This window comes from Solirubrobacter phytolaccae (assembly GCF_027587195.1).
Classification (GTDB): Bacteria; Actinomycetota; Thermoleophilia; order Solirubrobacterales; family Solirubrobacteraceae; genus Solirubrobacter; species Solirubrobacter phytolaccae.
Genome location: NZ_JAPDDP010000002.1, coordinates 23,050 through 38,414 on the forward strand (window position 1 = coordinate 23,050; position 15,365 = coordinate 38,414).

The 15,365-nt window shown below is 72.5% G+C and carries 21 protein-coding genes; 10 read left to right on the plus strand and 11 right to left on the minus strand.

Annotated features, from left to right (window positions below; translation table 11 throughout):
• Window positions 1–30 precede the first annotated feature (30 nt).
• Window positions 31–408, plus strand: coding sequence for a hypothetical protein (locus tag OJ997_RS01030; protein ID WP_270023129.1), 378 nt, complete (start codon window positions 31–33; stop codon window positions 406–408).
• On the opposite strand, the gene OJ997_RS01035 is transcribed toward OJ997_RS01030, so the two are convergent.
• Complete coding sequence (locus tag OJ997_RS01035) at window positions 391–960, minus strand: helix-turn-helix domain-containing protein (RefSeq protein WP_270023130.1); 570 nt, start codon at window positions 958–960, stop codon at window positions 391–393. The two genes, OJ997_RS01030 and OJ997_RS01035, sit on opposite strands and share 18 nt — an antisense overlap.
• Before the next feature lie 48 nt (window positions 961–1,008).
• Between OJ997_RS01035 and OJ997_RS01040 the strand changes: the two genes are divergently transcribed.
• On the plus strand, window positions 1,009–1,818 hold the full coding sequence (locus OJ997_RS01040; protein WP_270023131.1) for an NAD(P)/FAD-dependent oxidoreductase: 810 nt from the start codon (window positions 1,009–1,011) through the stop codon (window positions 1,816–1,818).
• Here the strand turns inward: OJ997_RS01040 and OJ997_RS01045 are convergent.
• Together OJ997_RS01045 and OJ997_RS01050 are read right to left on the minus strand one after the other, a co-directional pair.
• The gene (locus OJ997_RS01045) at window positions 1,797–2,186 is read right to left on the minus strand and encodes a J domain-containing protein (RefSeq protein WP_270023132.1); all 390 of its coding nucleotides are present in this window, start codon (window positions 2,184–2,186) and stop codon (window positions 1,797–1,799) included. The genes OJ997_RS01040 and OJ997_RS01045 overlap by 22 nt on opposite strands.
• On the minus strand, window positions 2,186–2,605 hold the full coding sequence (locus OJ997_RS01050) for a cupin domain-containing protein (RefSeq protein ID WP_270023133.1): 420 nt from the start codon (window positions 2,603–2,605) through the stop codon (window positions 2,186–2,188). Before OJ997_RS01050 ends, OJ997_RS01045 begins: the two co-directional genes overlap by 1 nt.
• Window positions 2,606–2,664: 59 nt before the next feature.
• Here OJ997_RS01050 and OJ997_RS01055 point away from each other — a divergent pair, with 59 nt between their 5' ends.
• From OJ997_RS01055 to OJ997_RS01070, 4 genes are read left to right on the plus strand one after another with little or no spacing between them, the layout of a single operon-like run.
• Window positions 2,665–3,096, plus strand: a complete 432-nt coding sequence (locus OJ997_RS01055) for a Fur family transcriptional regulator (protein WP_270023134.1) — start codon at window positions 2,665–2,667, stop codon at window positions 3,094–3,096.
• Window positions 3,083–4,003: an energy-coupling factor ABC transporter permease gene (locus tag OJ997_RS01060; protein ID WP_270023135.1), complete on the plus strand. Its 921-nt coding sequence runs from the start codon at window positions 3,083–3,085 to the stop codon at window positions 4,001–4,003. The genes OJ997_RS01055 and OJ997_RS01060 overlap by 14 nt, the downstream gene beginning before the upstream one ends.
• Window positions 4,000–4,680, plus strand: a complete 681-nt coding sequence (locus OJ997_RS01065) for an energy-coupling factor transporter transmembrane component T family protein (RefSeq protein WP_270023136.1) — start codon at window positions 4,000–4,002, stop codon at window positions 4,678–4,680. The genes OJ997_RS01060 and OJ997_RS01065 overlap by 4 nt, the downstream gene beginning before the upstream one ends.
• Window positions 4,677–5,435 carry an energy-coupling factor ABC transporter ATP-binding protein gene (locus tag OJ997_RS01070; RefSeq protein WP_270023137.1) on the plus strand — a complete coding sequence of 253 codons (759 nt, stop codon included), beginning with the start codon at window positions 4,677–4,679 and terminating at the stop codon, window positions 5,433–5,435. The genes OJ997_RS01065 and OJ997_RS01070 overlap by 4 nt, the downstream gene beginning before the upstream one ends.
• Here OJ997_RS01070 and tal read toward each other — a convergent pair.
• Window positions 5,371–6,474, minus strand: a complete 1,104-nt coding sequence (gene tal, locus OJ997_RS01075) for a transaldolase (protein ID WP_270023138.1) — start codon at window positions 6,472–6,474, stop codon at window positions 5,371–5,373. The two genes, OJ997_RS01070 and tal, sit on opposite strands and share 65 nt — an antisense overlap.
• Before the next feature lie 32 nt (window positions 6,475–6,506).
• On the opposite strand from tal, the gene OJ997_RS01080 reads away from it, so the two are divergent.
• Complete coding sequence (locus OJ997_RS01080; RefSeq protein WP_270023139.1) at window positions 6,507–7,454, plus strand: NADPH:quinone oxidoreductase family protein; 948 nt, start codon at window positions 6,507–6,509, stop codon at window positions 7,452–7,454.
• Window positions 7,451–7,849: a CBS domain-containing protein gene (locus tag OJ997_RS01085; protein ID WP_270023140.1), complete on the plus strand. Its 399-nt coding sequence runs from the start codon at window positions 7,451–7,453 to the stop codon at window positions 7,847–7,849. Before OJ997_RS01080 ends, OJ997_RS01085 begins: the two co-directional genes overlap by 4 nt.
• Here the strand turns inward: OJ997_RS01085 and OJ997_RS01090 are convergent.
• Genes OJ997_RS01090 through OJ997_RS01100 form a run of 3 tightly spaced genes read right to left on the minus strand, consistent with a single transcriptional unit; the run spans window position 7,837 to window position 10,040 of the window.
• The gene (locus tag OJ997_RS01090) at window positions 7,837–8,805 is read right to left on the minus strand and encodes a YciE/YciF ferroxidase family protein (protein ID WP_270023141.1); all 969 of its coding nucleotides are present in this window, start codon (window positions 8,803–8,805) and stop codon (window positions 7,837–7,839) included. The genes OJ997_RS01085 and OJ997_RS01090 overlap by 13 nt on opposite strands.
• 18 nt (window positions 8,806–8,823) lie before the next feature.
• Entirely contained in the window at window positions 8,824–8,997 is a 174-nt protein-coding gene (locus OJ997_RS01095; RefSeq protein ID WP_270023142.1) for a hypothetical protein, read from the minus strand.
• A complete protein-coding gene (locus OJ997_RS01100; protein ID WP_270023143.1) occupies window positions 8,994–10,040 on the minus strand; it encodes an AbrB family transcriptional regulator in 1,047 nt (348 codons plus the stop codon). The genes OJ997_RS01095 and OJ997_RS01100 overlap by 4 nt, the downstream gene beginning before the upstream one ends.
• A gap of 33 nt (window positions 10,041–10,073) precedes the next feature.
• Between OJ997_RS01100 and OJ997_RS01105 the strand changes: the two genes are divergently transcribed.
• Together OJ997_RS01105 and OJ997_RS01110 are read left to right on the plus strand one after the other, a co-directional pair.
• On the plus strand, window positions 10,074–11,711 hold the full coding sequence (locus OJ997_RS01105) for a thiamine pyrophosphate-binding protein (protein ID WP_270023144.1): 1,638 nt from the start codon (window positions 10,074–10,076) through the stop codon (window positions 11,709–11,711).
• Window positions 11,701–12,453: a cyclase family protein gene (locus OJ997_RS01110; RefSeq protein WP_270023145.1), complete on the plus strand. Its 753-nt coding sequence runs from the start codon at window positions 11,701–11,703 to the stop codon at window positions 12,451–12,453. The genes OJ997_RS01105 and OJ997_RS01110 overlap by 11 nt, the downstream gene beginning before the upstream one ends.
• Here the strand turns inward: OJ997_RS01110 and OJ997_RS01115 are convergent.
• From OJ997_RS01115 to OJ997_RS01130, 4 genes are all read right to left on the minus strand, one after another.
• Window positions 12,450–12,914: a hypothetical protein gene (locus tag OJ997_RS01115; RefSeq protein ID WP_270023146.1), complete on the minus strand. Its 465-nt coding sequence runs from the start codon at window positions 12,912–12,914 to the stop codon at window positions 12,450–12,452. The genes OJ997_RS01110 and OJ997_RS01115 overlap by 4 nt on opposite strands.
• A gap of 72 nt (window positions 12,915–12,986) precedes the next feature.
• On the minus strand, window positions 12,987–13,778 hold the full coding sequence (locus tag OJ997_RS01120) for a tyrosine-protein phosphatase (RefSeq protein WP_308213561.1): 792 nt from the start codon (window positions 13,776–13,778) through the stop codon (window positions 12,987–12,989).
• A complete protein-coding gene (gene serS, locus OJ997_RS01125) occupies window positions 13,705–14,937 on the minus strand; it encodes a serine--tRNA ligase (RefSeq protein WP_270023147.1) in 1,233 nt (410 codons plus the stop codon). Before serS ends, OJ997_RS01120 begins: the two co-directional genes overlap by 74 nt.
• 9 nt (window positions 14,938–14,946) lie before the next feature.
• A complete protein-coding gene (locus OJ997_RS01130; protein ID WP_270023148.1) occupies window positions 14,947–15,360 on the minus strand; it encodes a c-type cytochrome in 414 nt (137 codons plus the stop codon).
• Window positions 15,361–15,365: the final 5 nt, after the last annotated feature.

Genomic DNA, 15,365 nt, shown 5'->3' on the forward strand with positions numbered 1-15,365 from the left:
GCGCCCCCCCCCCCGAACCCCCGCCCCCTCGTGGCCGAGCTCGCCGGCCATGCGGTCGTGTCCGACGCGTCGGCGGAGACCGACGAGGACGGCGCCGTGTCCGCGACCGTGCAGCTCATGGGCGGCGCCACGCTGTGGCTGCACGTCGGCGACGGCTGGAACCGGACGCTGCTGACCACGCCCTCGCGCCGCGCGTACGAGTGGCCGTGGCGATCCGACGAGACGCCCGGCCAGCTTCGCGCGCTGCTCACGGGCAACGCGATCGAGCGCGTGCGCGGCCTCGGCCCGCTGCGCGTCGCGGGCACGCTGGTGATCGACGGCCGACCCGTCGCGCACACGGGCTGGCCGCGCCTGCTCACCGCGAGCCTGCCGACACGCGAACGCCCCGTCTTAGTCGTGCAGGTGTAGCCGCTGGCCCTGCGGGCCGAAGATGCCGATCAGCTCGACCGGCCCGTCCACCGCGCCGAACCAGTGCGGCGTCCAGGTGGAGAACTCCACGGCCTCCCCCGGCTCGATCACGAGGTCCTTCTCGCCGAGGATCAGCCGGAGCCGGCCGCTCAGCACGTAGATCCAGTCGTGCCCCTCGTGCACGGGCAGCTCGTCCGGCGGGTCCTCGCTCCCCGCCGGCACGAGCAGCTTCCAGGCCTGCAGCCCGCCCGCCGCGCCGCGGTTCGTGAGCGGCCAGGCCGTCATCCGGCCCATCTTCACCGGCTTGGCCCGCACACGCGGATCGGGCGCGGGAGCGGCGCCGACCAGCTCGTCGGCGGACACGCCCAGCGCGGCCGCCAGCGCCGGCAGGTGGTCCAGCGCGAGCCGCCGCTTGCCCGCCTCCAGCCGACTCAACGTCGAGATGTCGATGTGGGCGCGCTCCGCGACCTGCGCCAGCGTCAGCCCGCGCTCGGCGCGCAGCTCACGCAGCCGCCGCCGGACCCGCGCGTCCACCGCCTCGTTTGCCGTCATGGCAAAACATCTTGACGCATCACGCAACCCGCTTCATTCTCGAAAGCAATGACTTGGGAATGCATCATCGTCGGCGGCGGGGCCGCGGGGCTGAGCGCGGCGCTCGTCCTCGGCCGTGCGCGCCGGCGCACGCTGATCATCGACAAGGGCGAGCCGAGCAACCGGGTCGCCCACGGCATCGGCGGCCTGCTCGGGCAGGACGGCCGTGCGCCGGAGGACTTCTACGCGGACGGCCGGAAGGAGCTCGAGCAGTATCCGAGCGTCGAGTTCCGCACCGGGGAGGTGATCGACGGCGCGCCCGGCTACACGCTGACCCTCCACGACGGCTCCACGGAAACGGCTCAGACCGTCATCCTCGCGACGGGCATGGACTACCGCTACCCGGACTTCCCGGGCGCGAAGGAGCGCTGGGGCGACACCGCGTTCCACTGCCCGTTCTGCCACGGCTGGGAGGTGCGCGAGCAACCGCTGGTCGTGCTCGACCCGGGCGAGTTCGGCCCGGACCGCGTCCGCATGCTCAAGGGCTGGAGCGACGACGTCACGCTCGTCACGGAGACGCCGAGGGAACTGCGCGACGGCGAGCTCGTCCTGCACGACGGCACGGTCGTCCCGTGCGGCGGCCTGATGATGGCCACGCGCCTGCACCAGCGGTCGGACCTCGCGGCGAAGCTGGGAGCGCAGGCCGCCGCTCCCGGGCACATCGCCGAGGACGGACTCCAGGTCGAGGGCTTCGCCACCACCGCGCCCGGCGTGTTCGCGGCGGGCGACATCGCGGCGGTCATGCCGTCGGTGGCGAACGCGATCGCCGCGGGCTCGAACGCCGCGGGGATGGTCGTTCACCACCTCCTGGTGAGCTGACGCCAGAGCACCCAGACGGCCCCGCCGACCGCGAGCCCGACCCAGCCGAACACCAGCACCACCAGCCCCGCGGCGAGCACCGGCGCCGCGATCGCCGCGGGCTCACGGGGCGGCCGGGCGAGCACGAACCGCCGCCCGTCGAGCACGAAGGACGAACCCGGCCCGCCCCGGAACACCACCCGCGAGGCGGGCACGACCCGCGCCACGTGCCCATCGCGCAACGACTCGTAGGCCACGTTGATCGCCTTCATGCGCTCCTCGTCAGGCGTCGCGCCCGCCTCGGAGTACTGCTTGACGAGCCGGTTGCGCAGCGCGCGCAGGTCACCGTCGAACGACGGGTCGATGCCGAGCGCCTCGTACGGGTCCACTACCCCCTTTTCTGCGCCGCGCCGTCAGACGCCTCCCAGAAGTCGTCGATCTTGGTCGAGTCCTGTCGCCCGAGCTGCTTGGAGATCGCCCAGATCTCGACCGGCTCGTCGCCCTCGTTGCGGTGCGAGCGCGGCGTCGTGGGCGCGACGCGGACCGCGGCGGGCGCGGTCACCGCGTGCACGTCGTCTCCCGCCCGGAACGTCAGCGTCCCGCGGGTGACGAGGTAGATCTCCTCGATCTCGTCGTGGTAGTGCCCGGTGCCCTGCTCGAAGTCCGAGTGCGGCGGGACGCGGATCAGCGTCACGGCGACCTGCTCGGCTCCGAGCGCGTCGGTCAGGCGGCGGAACTCGCCCGGGACGTCGGTCCCTGCGTAGTAGTCCTTCGCGTCGTCGGCGTTGAGGATCGTGTAGTCGGCCATCGCCGCACTCTTTACCCCGGATCGCAATTGCGATCGACTTGCAATTAGACTGCGCGGCCGTGACGCTCGCCCATCACGTGCCGCCGCTGCACGCCCCCGATCTCGAGACGGCACTCGAGGTGCTGCGCAAGAAGGGCCTGCGCGTCTCCGCCTCCCGCCGCCTCGTGCTCGAGGCGCTGTACGCCGACCGTCGCCCGCGCACCGCGGAGCAGATCGCCAACGGCACCGACGTCGCCTCGGTCTACCGCAACCTGGACACGCTGGAGGAGCTCGGGCTCGTCCGCCACGTGCACCTCGGCCACGGCCCCGGCCTGTACAGCCTCGACGAGTACGAGTTCGTCAGCTGCGACGGCTGCGGCGCCTACGAGGCGATCGAGCCGCACCGGCTGGACGAGGCGCGCGCCGCGATCCAGAAGGCGATCGGCTACCACGCCCGCTTCACGCACTTCCCCATCGTCGGCCTGTGCGAGTACTGCCATGCACATCCCTGACGGGTTCCTGTCGCCCGAGGTCGCGCTCGCGTGCGCGGTCCCGGCGGCGGCCGCGGTCGCGATCGGCCTGCGGCGGGCGAACACCGACCTCGACGAGCGCCGCGTGCCGCTGCTCGGCGTCACCGCCGCGTTCGTCTTCGCCGCCCAGATGCTCAACTTCCCGGTCGCCGGCGGCACCAGCGGGCACTTCCTCGGCGCCGCGCTCGCCGCGATCCTGCTCGGCCCGTGGCTCGCGTGCCTGACGCTCGCGGTCGTGCTGGGCGTGCAGGCGCTGCTGTTCGCCGACGGCGGGATCACGGCGCTCGGCGCGAACGTCTTCAACATGGGCGTCGCGGGCGCGCTGGTGGTCGGCGCGTTGATGCGGGCCGCCAACGCCGTCGCGCCCAAGCGGCTGGTGACGATCTCGGCCGTCGGGGCCTGGCTCGCGGTGATGACCGGTGCCGCGCTGACCGCGGTGGAGCTCGCCGCTTCCGGGACCGTGCCGCTCGGCACCGTGCTGCCGGCGATGCTCGGCACGCACGCCCTGATCGGCGTCGGCGAGGCCGCGATCACGCTCGCGGCGGTGAGCGCCGTGCTCGCCACCCGCCCGGACCTGATCAACCAGCCCGCGCCGGTCGGCCGACCGGCGCTCGCCCGGCCGTTCGTGGTCGTGGGGCTGGCCGTCGCGATCGGCCTCGCGACCGCCGCCTCGCCGTTCGCCTCCTCGCACCCGGACGGGCTCGAGCGCGTGGCCGAGGACAAGGGCTTCGCGGTCGCCGGACAGGCCTCGTCGGGACCGATCAGCGACTACGCGTTCCCGGGGCTCGACGACGCGCGCCTCGCGACGGGGCTCGCGGGCTTCGCGGGCACGCTGGCCGTGTTCGCCGTCGGCTCCGCGCTCGTGCGCGGCCGCCGGCGCCTGGCATGAGCTCCCTGCGCGAGTCGGGCGTCGTCGGCGATAGCGCCATCCACCGGCTGGACCCGCGGGCGAAGCTGGTCGGGCTGCTGGCCGTGACGGTCATCGCGGTGTCGAGCGCGGCGTGGCCGGTGCACGCCGCGTGTGCGGTCGCGTTGCTCCTCGTCGCCGCCGCCGCGCGGATCGGCCCGCGCGTGATCGTCCGCCGCGCACGGCTGATCCTGCTGCCCGTCCTGCTCGTGGCGCTGTTCGCCCGCACCGCGTTCCCGCCCGTCGCCGCCAAGGCCACGATCGGCACGGTCTCGGCGGTGCTGCTCGGCGCGACGACGAGCTTCCCGGACGTGCTGCACGCGCTGGAGCGGCTGAAGGTGCCGCGGCTGCTCGTGCTGATCGCGGCCTTCATGTACCGCTACCTGTTCACGATCGTCGACGAGGTCCAGCGCATGCGCGCCGCGCTCACCGCCCGCGGCTACGCGCCACGCCACGCGTTGCAGGTGCAGGCGATCGGCCGCGTCGCCACCGCGCTGTTCCTGCGCACCTACGAGCGCGCCGAGCGTGTGCACCTGGCGATGCTCGCGCGCGGTTTCGACGAGCGCATGCCGCGGCTGCACGCGCCGGCCTTCCGTCGCGCCGACGCGCTCTTCCTCACTGCGCTCGCCCCGCTGCTCGCCGTCCGCGTGGTCGCATGATCGACGCCCGCGGGCTGCGGTTCGCCTACCCGAACGGGGTCGTCGGCCTCGACGGCGTGGACCTGCGCGTCCAGGAGGGCGAGCGCGTGGCCGTGCTCGGCCCGAACGGCGCCGGCAAGACGACGCTGATGCTGCACCTGAACGCGCTGCTGAAGGGCACCGGCGAGCTGACCGTCGCCGGCACGAGCGACGCCAAGGCGCTGCGCGCGCTCGTCGGGCTCGTCTTCCAGGACCCGGACGACCAGCTGTTCATGCCGACCGTGCGGGAGGACGTCGCGTTCGGGCCGCTCAACCAGCGCGTCCCGGACGTGGAGGCGCGCGTGGAAAAGGCCCTGCGCGCCGTGCGGATGCGCGACTTCGCCGACCGCGCGCCGCACCAGCTCAGCCTCGGCCAGAAGCGCCGGGTGGCGATCGCGACCGTGCTCGCGATGGACCCGAAGGTGCTCGTGCTCGACGAGCCGAGCGCGAACCTGGACCCGCGCACACGGCGCGAGCTGATCGAGACGCTGGAGACGATCGACCGCACGCTGCTGGTCGTCAGCCACGACCTGCCGCTCGCCGCCCGCCTGTGCGAGCGGAGCGTGCTGCTGAGCGCGGGCCGCGTCGTCGCCGACGGGCCCACGCTCGAGCTGCTCGCCGACGAGCCGCTCCTGGCCGCGCACGACCTGGAGCTGCCCGAGGGCTTCGACCTTACGCGGCTACTTCGGACCGCTTCGCCTCGATCCCGTCCAGCAGCTTCTGCATCGGGACCATGAAGGCGTCGATGCCGTCGCGCAGGAGCTTGGCGGTGACGTCGTCGAGGTCGATGCCGGCGGCGGCCAGCGCCTCGAGGTCGGCGGTCGGGTCCTCGGCGCCGGTGACACCCGTGACCTCGCCCTCGTCGCGGGCAGCCACGAGGGTCGGCATCGGCATCGTGTTGACCGTGTTCGGCGCCACGAGGCCCCAGACGTACAGCGTCGACGGGTAGGCCGGGTTCTTGACGCCGGTCGAGGCCCACAGCGGGCGCTGGACCGGCGCACCGGCCTCGCGCAGCGCCGCGAAGCGCTCGCCCTCGAAGACGCGCTGGTAGGCGGCGTACGCGGCGCGCGCGTTGGCCAGGCCGGCGCGGCCCTGCAGGTCGGTGTTGCCGAGGTCCGTCAGGCGCTTGTCGACTTCGGTGTCCACGCGCGAGACGAAGAACGACGCGACGGAGTGGCGGTCCAGCGACTTGCCCTCCTCGCGGCGCCGCTCAAGACCGCGGATGTACGCCTCCATGACCTGCTCGTACGCCGCGACGCTGAACAGCAGCGTCACGTTGACGTTCAGGCCCTCGTAGATCGCCTGCTCGATCGCGGGCATGCCCGCTTCGGTGGCCGGGATCTTGATCATCAGGTTCGGGCGGTCGACCAGGTTCCAGTACTCGCGGGCCTGGGCGATCGTGCCGTCGGTGTCGTGCGCGAGGTCGGGGTCGACCTCCCAGGACACGTAGCCGTCGATCCCGTTCGTGCGGTCGTAGACCGGACGCAGGACATCCGCCGCGGACTGCACGTCGTGCAGCGCCAGCGCGCGGTAGGTGTCGACGGCGCTCTTGCCTTCGGAGACGAGACGCTTGATCTCGTCGTCGTAGTCGGCGGAGCCGAGGATGGACTTCTCGAAGATCGCGGGGTTGGAGGTCACGCCCTGCAGCGAGTCCTGCTCGACCATCCGCGCCAGCTCGCCGGTCTCGATCAGCCCGCGGGAGAGCTGGTCGAGCCAGATCGACGTCCCCGCCGCCGTCAGGGCGGCAAGACGCTCATTCACTGCGGTTGCGCTCATGAGATACACGATGGCACGTACGCTGCCGTGGTATGCGGGCGATCCAGATCGTCGAGCTCGGTGGCCCAGAGTCGCTGCAGCTCGTGGACATCGACGAGCCGGCCGGAGAGGGCGTCGTGATCGACGTCCGCGCGGCCGGTGTCTCCTTCCCCGAGGTGCTGCAGTCGCGGGGCCTCTACCAGCTCAAGCCGGACCTGCCGTTCGTGCCCGGGAGCGAGGTCGCGGGCGTGGTGCGCGCGGACGCGCACGGGTTCAAGGCGGGTGAGCGCGTGGCGGCATTGAGCTGGCTCGGCGGTTTCGCCGAGACCGCGCTGGCGCGGCCGCAGATGACGTTCCGGCTGCACGAGGCGCTGGACTTCGCCCAGGGCGCCGGGCTGATCCTGAACTACCACACGGCCTACTTCTCGCTGGTCAACCGTGGGCGGCTGGTCGCGGGCGAGACCGTGTTGGTGCACGGCGCCGCCGGTGGCGTCGGCACGGCCTCGATCCAGGTGGCGAAGGGGCTCGGCGCGCGCGTGCTGGCGGTGGTGTCGAGCGACGAGAAGGCCGACGTGGCGCGCGCGGCGGGCGCGGACAAGGTGCTGCGCTCCGACGGTGCCTGGAAGGACGAGGCGAAGGCGCTCGGCGGCGCCGACGTCGTGCTCGACCCCGTCGGCGGCGACCGCTTCACCGACAGCCTGCGGTCCTTGAACACCGACGGCCGGCTTGTGGTCGTCGGCTTCACCGGCGGCTCGATCCCCGAGGTCAAGGTCAACCGGCTGCTGCTGAACAACCTCGACGTCGTCGGGTCGGGCTGGGGCGCCTACATCACCAAGCGGCCGGAGACGATCGCCGAGGTGGCCGCGAAGCTGGACGCGCTGATCGAGTCCGGGCACGTGCGGCCGGTCGTCGGCGCGCGGTTCCCGCTGGAGGACGCGACGAAGGCCCTGCAGCTGATCGACGGCCGTGGCGCGACCGGTAAGGTGGTCCTGGAGCCGTGAGCGACACGATTCACATCCCGTTCGACACCGCCGGCCCGGCCGTCAAGGACGTGATGATGCTCGAGCCGCGGTCCGTCGGCCCGGCCACGCCGATCGCCGAGATCCGGGAGACGTTCTCCCGCCCGTCCGTGAAGCTGATGCTCGTCACCGACGGCGAGCGTTTCCTGGGCGCGGTCACGCGCGACGAGCTGCCCGCCGAGGGCGACGGCCCGATCGAGCCGCACGTGCGCACGGACTTTCCGCACCTGTCACCGGAGGACCCGGTCGACAAGGCGCTTGAGCTGTTCAACGAGCACGGCCTGAGCCGGATCCCCGTCGTCACCGACGGCGACCGGCTCGAAGGGCTCGTGTGCGTCAACGGCTCCCACGCCGCGTTCTGCATCTACCCGCGCTGAGCGACCTCGCCCAGTGAGGCGTCCAACACGCTGTCGAACGTCCCGAAGATGAACTCGGCGGCGGCGCGCTCGTCCGGCAGGATCGTGTCGGCGACCATCGCCGTCTCGCCGTCGCCCGCCAGCCGCGCGGTGCGCGTGAGCTGCTCGTACGCGCCGATCTCGAGGTGCTCGACGGCGTAGGCGAACATCGCGACCTTGGCGGGCGTGTCGGGGTTCGCGGCCCAGAAGCCGCTCCAGTTCACGCCACCGAGCTTCAGCGCCGCGTCCTTGACGCGGGAGGGCGAGCCGCCGCGCTCGCTCAGCCGGCGCTCGAGCAGCTCGAGGTGGCGCTGGGTCTCGGCGTGGTGGTTCTCGAAGATCTGCGCGAGGGAGGGCGTGTCCGCCAGCTTCGGGCCGCGGTCCAGCAGCGCCGCCGACTGCGTCTCCAGCGCGTGCGCGTCGGCCAGGTAGTCGTCGATGTGCTCGCCCGGGTCGCGACCGGAGAGCGAGGCGGCGACGGTCTTGTCCCAGAACCCGCCGATCCGGACGGCCATCGCCTCCTCCTCGCCGCGGATCTCGCGCGCCACCGCGGCGGTCTCCGCGTCCCCGGCCCGCTGCGCGACCCGCTCGAGCAGGTCGTACGCCGCGAGCTCCATGTGCTCGTACGAGTAGGCGTGCGTGGCCAGCTTGCCCGGCGTGTCCGGGTTGGCCTGGGCGAAGAGCAGGAAGCCCTTGCCGCTGAGCTTGCCGAGCAGGTCCTCCACCCGTGAGGGCGCGGCGTCGTGCGCGCCGAGGCGCTCGCGGATCAACGCCTCGTGGCGCTCGGTCTCCACGCGGTGCGCCTCGAACGCGGCGGCGACGTCGGGATCGCCCGCGAGGTCCGGCGCCTTGCGCATCTGCGCGAGCGCCTGGACCTCCATCGCGTGGACGTCGGTGAGGTACTTGACGAGCTGTTCGCTGAGGGAGTCGGGAGCCATGCTCGGTCCCTACCCAGATCAGTCCGCGGCGGGTGGCTCGTTCTCGGGGAGGCCGGGCAGCGGCGCGTCGTCCTCGTCCATGTCCGCGGGCGGGCCCATCGGCTGGTCGTCCGCCTCCGGGGAGCCGTCCTCGGCGGGCGGCGGCTCTTCGGGGATGTCCGGGTCGTCGGGCGTGATCGGGGTCTCGCTCATTCCTCTCGCCTACCCACCTTGGTCAGGCGACGCACCGCGAGCGGCGCGAGCACGACCGAGACGATCACGCGCAAGCTCTGCACGGCGACGATGAACGTGATGTTCCCGCCGCCGCTGAAGGCCACGGCGAGCACGGCGTAGATGCCGCCCGGCGTCGTGGCGAGGTACGCGTCGCGCAGGCTGATGTCGGTCAGCAGGTGCAGGACGACCGCGAGCCCGAAGCACGCGACCAGTAGCGCGAAGACCCCGATCAGCACCGGGATCAGCAGCCGCCCCATCTGGCGGACCGTGTCCGTGGTGAAGCGCAGGCCGACCTGCAGGCCGATCAGCGCGAACGCCAGCTCGCGGACCACGGGCGGGACGACGAAGTCGACGCCCGCGAGCGTCAGCGCGCCCGCGACGACCATCGGCCCCATGAGCGTGCCGGCGGGAACCCCGATCCGGCGCGCCGTGAGCGCGGCGGCGGGCGCGATCGCAGCGGTCAGCAGCCAGTCGGTCGGTGTCGCCAGCAGCGCCTCGCTCGGCCCGGCGCCGCCTCCGCCCGCGCCACCCCAGGCCGCGGCCAGCAGCGGCGTGAGCAGCACGGTGACGAGCACGCGCAGGTACTGCATGAACGCGACGAGCCGGTCGTCGCCGCCGATCTCGTCCGCCATGCCGACGATGCCGGAGGCGCCGCCCGCGATCATGCCCAGCTGCGCGGTCGGCCGGTCGAGCTCGGTCCGGCGCTCGAGCACGAGCCCGACGCCCATGCTGCACACGAGCGTGCCCGCGCTCACGAGCAGGACCGGCAGCCAGGAGCCGCCGACGGCCTGCAGCGCGTCCGGCTCGAGGTAGGCGCCGAGCGTGACGCCGAGGATCGCCTGCGCGGACACGAACGTGCCGCGCGGCAGGATGCCCGACATCCGCGGCCGGGCCAGCGCCGCGGCGAGCCCGACGAGCAGCGCCGCGAACAGCGTCGCCGACGCGAGCCCGACCAGGTCGAGCGCGACGGCGACGGCGGCGGTGAGCAGGCCGAGCACGAGGATCGAGGCGGCCCTGCGCATCCCCACGACCCTATCCACGAGTAGGTTTCGCCCATGCTCGTCTCGGAAGCCGTCGGCCGGACCGTTCATGCCCTGGGAGGCGAGGTGGTGTTCGGGCTGATGGGCAGCGGCAACCTCGCGGTGACGAACGCGATCGTCGCGGCCGGTGGGCGGTTCTTCTCCTCGCGCCACGAGACCGGCGCGCTGTGCATGGCCGACGGCTACGCGCGCGTCAGCGGCCGGCTCGGCGTCGCGAGCGTGCACCAGGGGCCGGGGCTGACGAACGCCATCACCGGGCTCACCGAGGCCGCGAAGAGCCGCACGCCCGTCCTGCTGCTCGCGGCCGACACGCCCGCCGCGCAGCTGCGCTCGAACTTCAAGATCGACCAGGACGCGCTCGTCACCTCTGTAGGCGCGATCTCCGAGCGCGTGCACAGCCCGCAGACCGCCGTCGCCGACACGGCGCGGGCGGTACGCACCGCGCTGCGCGAGCGCCGTACGGTCGTCCTGAACCTGCCGCTGGACGTGCAGGCCGCAGAGGTGGAGCTGACGCCGCCGCCCGCCGCGCCCGAGCCCGCCGCCGCCGTCCCGAGCGACCTCAATGCCGTGCTGCTCGCGCTCGCCCGCGCCAAGCGCCCCGCGATCCTCGCCGGCCGCGGCGCCGTCCTGTCGGGTGCCGGACCGACGTTGCGCGCGCTCGGCGAGCGGCTCGGCGCCGTCCTCGCGACCACCGCCGTCGGCAACGGCCTGTTCGCCGGCGACCCGTTCGACCTCGGCATCTCCGGCGGGTTCTCGACGCCCGCCGCGCAGCGCCACCTGAAGGAATCGGACCTGATCCTCGCCTTCGGCGCCGCGCTCAACCAGTGGACCACGCGCCACGGCGCGCTGATCGGCCCGGACACGACGGTGATCCAGATCGACAGCGACCTCGAGGCGTTCGGCGCCCACCGCCCGGTCGGCCTCGCCGTCCACGGGGACGCGCGCGCCACCGCCGAGGCGCTGCTCGCCGCGCTCGGCGACGCGCGCGGCAGCGCCTACGAGGCCTCCCGCCGCAGCATCGCGCTGGCGGCCGAGATCGCGGGCGGGCGCTGGCGCGACCAGCCGTACGAGCCGAGCACGGACTGGCTGGACCCACGCACCCTGAGCATCACCCTCGACGAGCTGCTGCCCGAGGAGCGCACCGTCGTCGTCGACTCGGGCGCGTTCATGGGCTACCCGGCGATGTACCTGCGCGTCCCGGACGCCCACGGGTTCGTCTTCCCGCAGGCCTTCCAGTGCGTCGGGCTCGCCCTCGGCAACGCGATCGGCGCGGCGGTCGCCAACCCCGACCGCCTGACGGTCTGCGCGGTCGGCGACGGCGGGCTGCTGATGTCGCTGCCGGACCTCGAGACACTCGGCCGCCTGAACCTGAACGTGCTCGTGGTGGTCTACGACGACGCGGCCTACGGCGCCGAGGTCCACCACTTCCGGCCGATGGGCATCCCCGTCGAGCTCGCCCAGTTCCCGCCGACGGACTTCGCGGCGCTCGCCGAGGCCGCCGGCTGCCAGGGTGTCACGGCCCGCACCACCGACGATCTCGAAGCCGTCCGCACCTGGCTGGGCGAGGCCGACCGCCGCCCGCTCGTGCTGGACGCCAAAGTCGACCCTGACATCTGTGCCGAATGGCTTGAGGAGGCATTTCGTGGCCACTGAACAACTCGCCGCCGCGCTTGCGAGCGGCGCGACCCGCGTCATCGATCTCACGCAGCCGCTGAGCGAGACGACGCCGGTCCTGCAGCTCCCACCGCCGTTCGCGAACACCCCCGGGCTCTCTCGCGAGACGATCAGCGAGTACGACGACGCCGGCCCCGCGTGGGCGTGGAAGACGCTGACCGTGGGTGAGCACGTCGGCACGCACTTCGACGCGCCGATCCACTGGGTGACCGGCAAGGACGGCGAGGACGTCGCGAGCGCCGCGCCGTCCAAGCTCGTCGCGCCCGTGGCCGTGATCGACAAGTCCGCGCAGGCCGCCGACGACCCCAACTACCTGCTCACGCTCGACGACATCCGCGAGTGGGAGAACGAGCACGGGGAGCTGCCGCGCGGCGGCTGGCTGTTCCTGCGCACCGGCTGGGACGCCCGCGCGCACGACCAGGCGGCGTTCCTGAACGGCGGCGAGACCCCGGGCCCGGACGTGGAGGCCGCCCGCTGGCTGGCCGACGCCGCCCCGATCGTCGGCGTCGGCGTGGAGACCGTCGGCACCGACGCCGGGCTCGCGCACTCGTTCGACCCGCCGTTCCCGGTCCACCACTTCCTGCTCGGCGCGGGCAAGTACGGCCTCACGCAGCTCGCCAACCTGGCCGAGCTGCCGCCGCAGGGCGCGATCGCGATCGTCGCCCCCCTGAAGCTGGTGGGCGGGACGGGGTCCCCGTCCCGCGTCTTCGCGCTGGCTTAGAGGTTGTAGATCGACACCCAGACGCGCTGCACGTCGGTCACCTCGTACGTGTACTCGTCGACGGTCCCGCTGTAGGCGAAGTACAGGTTGAAGGTCGGGTTGTAGAGGAACACGTACGCCGTGCGGCTCGACCCCACCAACGAGGAGGACGACCCGACGTAGCCCGTGATCGGGACGTACCCGTAGTCCGAGTCCAGGTGGTCATAGAACGCGGAGAACGCGAGCACGTACTCGCCGATCTCGGTGTCGCCGTAGGGGTCGTTGTGGACGGCCGGGCACACGCCCGTGGAGCCGATGCAATCCGGCGCCGAGCTGCTGAGTGTGGAGCCGGGAGCGATGCCCTGGCCTTGCTCGAGCAACCCGGGGAGCCAGGTCTGGGCGTTGGCGGCGGCGGGCGACAGCGCGGCGGCACCGGCCAGCGCGCACACGGTGACCAGCAGTTTGACGAGCAGCTTCGTCACGGGGGTCTCCTCGGTCGAGGGGGAGGGAAGGGCGAATACTCTCCTCCTCGGCGCGAGCCGTGCAGGCTACAGCTACGCGGCGCTGACTAGACGCTTGTACAACGGCGCGGGGTCGAAGCCGTGCGCCGCGAGCCAGCTGGCCGCGCCGCCGTGCTCGGCGTCGATGACCTCGAGCACCCGCTCGAGGTACTCGGCGCGCGGCATCCGCGACTCGTCGGTGATGCCCTCGAGGTCCGGGCGGTAGAGGTCCGAGCTGCGCAGGCGGTCCATGATCGCCGTGATCCGCTCGCCGGTGAGCGCGTAGTCGGCGATGATCGCCTCGCGCTCCACGCCGACCGCGGCCAGTGTCAGGGCGACGACCATCCCGGTCCGGTCCTTGCCCGCCGCGCAGTGGACGACGACGGGGCCGGGCCCTGAGGCGATGTCGCGCATCGCGCCGACGAACGAGTCGGGCCGATCGCGCAGGTAGCCGAGGTAGTAGCGGACGAACGGGTTCTCGCCGTCGGCCCGCGAGATCATCACGTCGCTGAACGAGCCCTTCTCGGGATACAGCGACCGGTGGTGGACGTCCACACGGCCGGTCAGCGGGCCGGGCCCCTCGGTGTCGACCTCGATGTGCGAGCGCAGGTCGACGACGACGCGCACGCCCAGCTCGTCGACGAGCGTGACGACGTCGGACGGCGTCAGGTCCTGCAGGTTGTCGGCGCGGATCAGGACGCCGGAAGCGGTGACCCCGCCGCCCTCGAGCGGCAGACCGCCGAGGTCGCGGACGTTGACCGCGCCCTCGAGGTCAACCCAGGCGGGCAGGCGCGCCCCACTCCTGGAGCACGGCCGGGATCTCGACGCCGCCGTCCCCGGTCTGATGGTTCTCCATCAGGGCGATCAGCGTGCGGCCGACGGCCACCGCGGTGCCGTTCAACGTGTGGACGAACTCGGGCTTGCCGCCGTCCGGGCGGTAGCGGATGTTCAGCCGGCGCGACTGGAAGGCCGTTGTGTTCGAGGTCGACGTCAGCTCGCGGAACTTCTGCTGCGACGGCAGCCAGGCCTCGAGGTCGAACTTCTTCGCCGCGCTCGACCCGAGGTCGTCGACGGCGATGTTCACGACCCGGTACGGGATGTGGAGGCCCTGGAGGATCTCCTCCTCGATCGCGAGCAGCCGCTCGTGCTCGGCGGCGGACTGGTCCGGCTCGACGAACGCGAACATCTCGACCTTGTCGAACTGGTGCACCCGGAAGATGCCGCGCGTGTCCTTGCCCGCGGCGCCCGCCTCGCGGCGGAAGCACGGCGAGAAGCCGGCGTAGCGGCGCGGCACCTCGTCCATGATCTCGCCGGCGTGCAACGACGCCAGCGGCACCTCGGACGTACCGGTGAGGTAGAGCGGATCGTCGGCCAGGCGGTAGATCTGCTGCTCGGTGTCGGGCAGGAAGCCGGTGCCGAACAGCGCCTCCTCCTTGACCAGCACGGGCGGGATGACGGGCTCGAAGCCGTGCCCGCGCAGCTTCTCGAGCGTCCAGCGCACCAGCGCGAGCTCGAGGAAGACGAGGTCACCCTTCAGGTAGGCGAAGCGCGGGCCGGAGGTCTTCGAGCCGGCCTCCATGTCGATCATGGCGCCGGCGAGCTCGAGGTGATCGCGGCCCTCGGAGGCGCGCTCGCCCCACTCGCGGATCGGCGTGTCCTCGTCCGCGGCGGTGGGGTCGGTCAGGTTCGGCAGCGTGACCTGGAGCTGGTTGAACTCTTCCTCCAGGCGCGCGATCTCGGGCTCGAGCTCCTTGACCCGGGCGCTGACGGCCTGCATCTGCGCGATCGCCGCGCTGGCGTCCTCGCCGGAGCGCTTGGCCTGGGCGATCGCCTCAGAGCCGGCGTTGCGGGCGGCACGTGCCTCGTCACGCTCGGGGATGAGCGCGTTCAGGCGCTCCCGCGCGGCCAACGCGGCGCGCAGACGTTCGTCGGAGCCGTCCTTGCGGCGCGCGAGCGCGGCGACGGCAGGCTCAGGGTCGCGGCTGATCGCGCGTAGGTCGAGCATCTCCGAGCCTTACTCGGTCGCGGGGCAGTCCTTGAGGGCCTCGCCACCGACCGGCTCGGACTTGGAGTACTTCGCGAGGAACTCGGCGACCTTCTCGGCCTCTTCGCCGACGATGATGTTCTGCGGCATCGGGCCGGAGGAGAAGCCACCGTTGCGGATGGCGTACAGGGCGCAGTTCTTCGACACGTGGCGCTGGTCGAAGTTCGGCCCGTCCTTGTACTCCCGGGTCCGGATGTTGGTCGTGGAGCCCTGCGTACCCGCCACGCTGAGCGTGTGGCAGCCAGAGCAACGCTCCGTGAAGATGTTCGCGGCCGCCCGTTCGTTGTCGGGGACCGAGACGCCCTCCTCGCCACAGGCGGAGACACCGCCGGCGGACGCGGCGAAGAACGTGGCAATCAACAGGGCGCGGCGGAACCTCGTCATCGGGT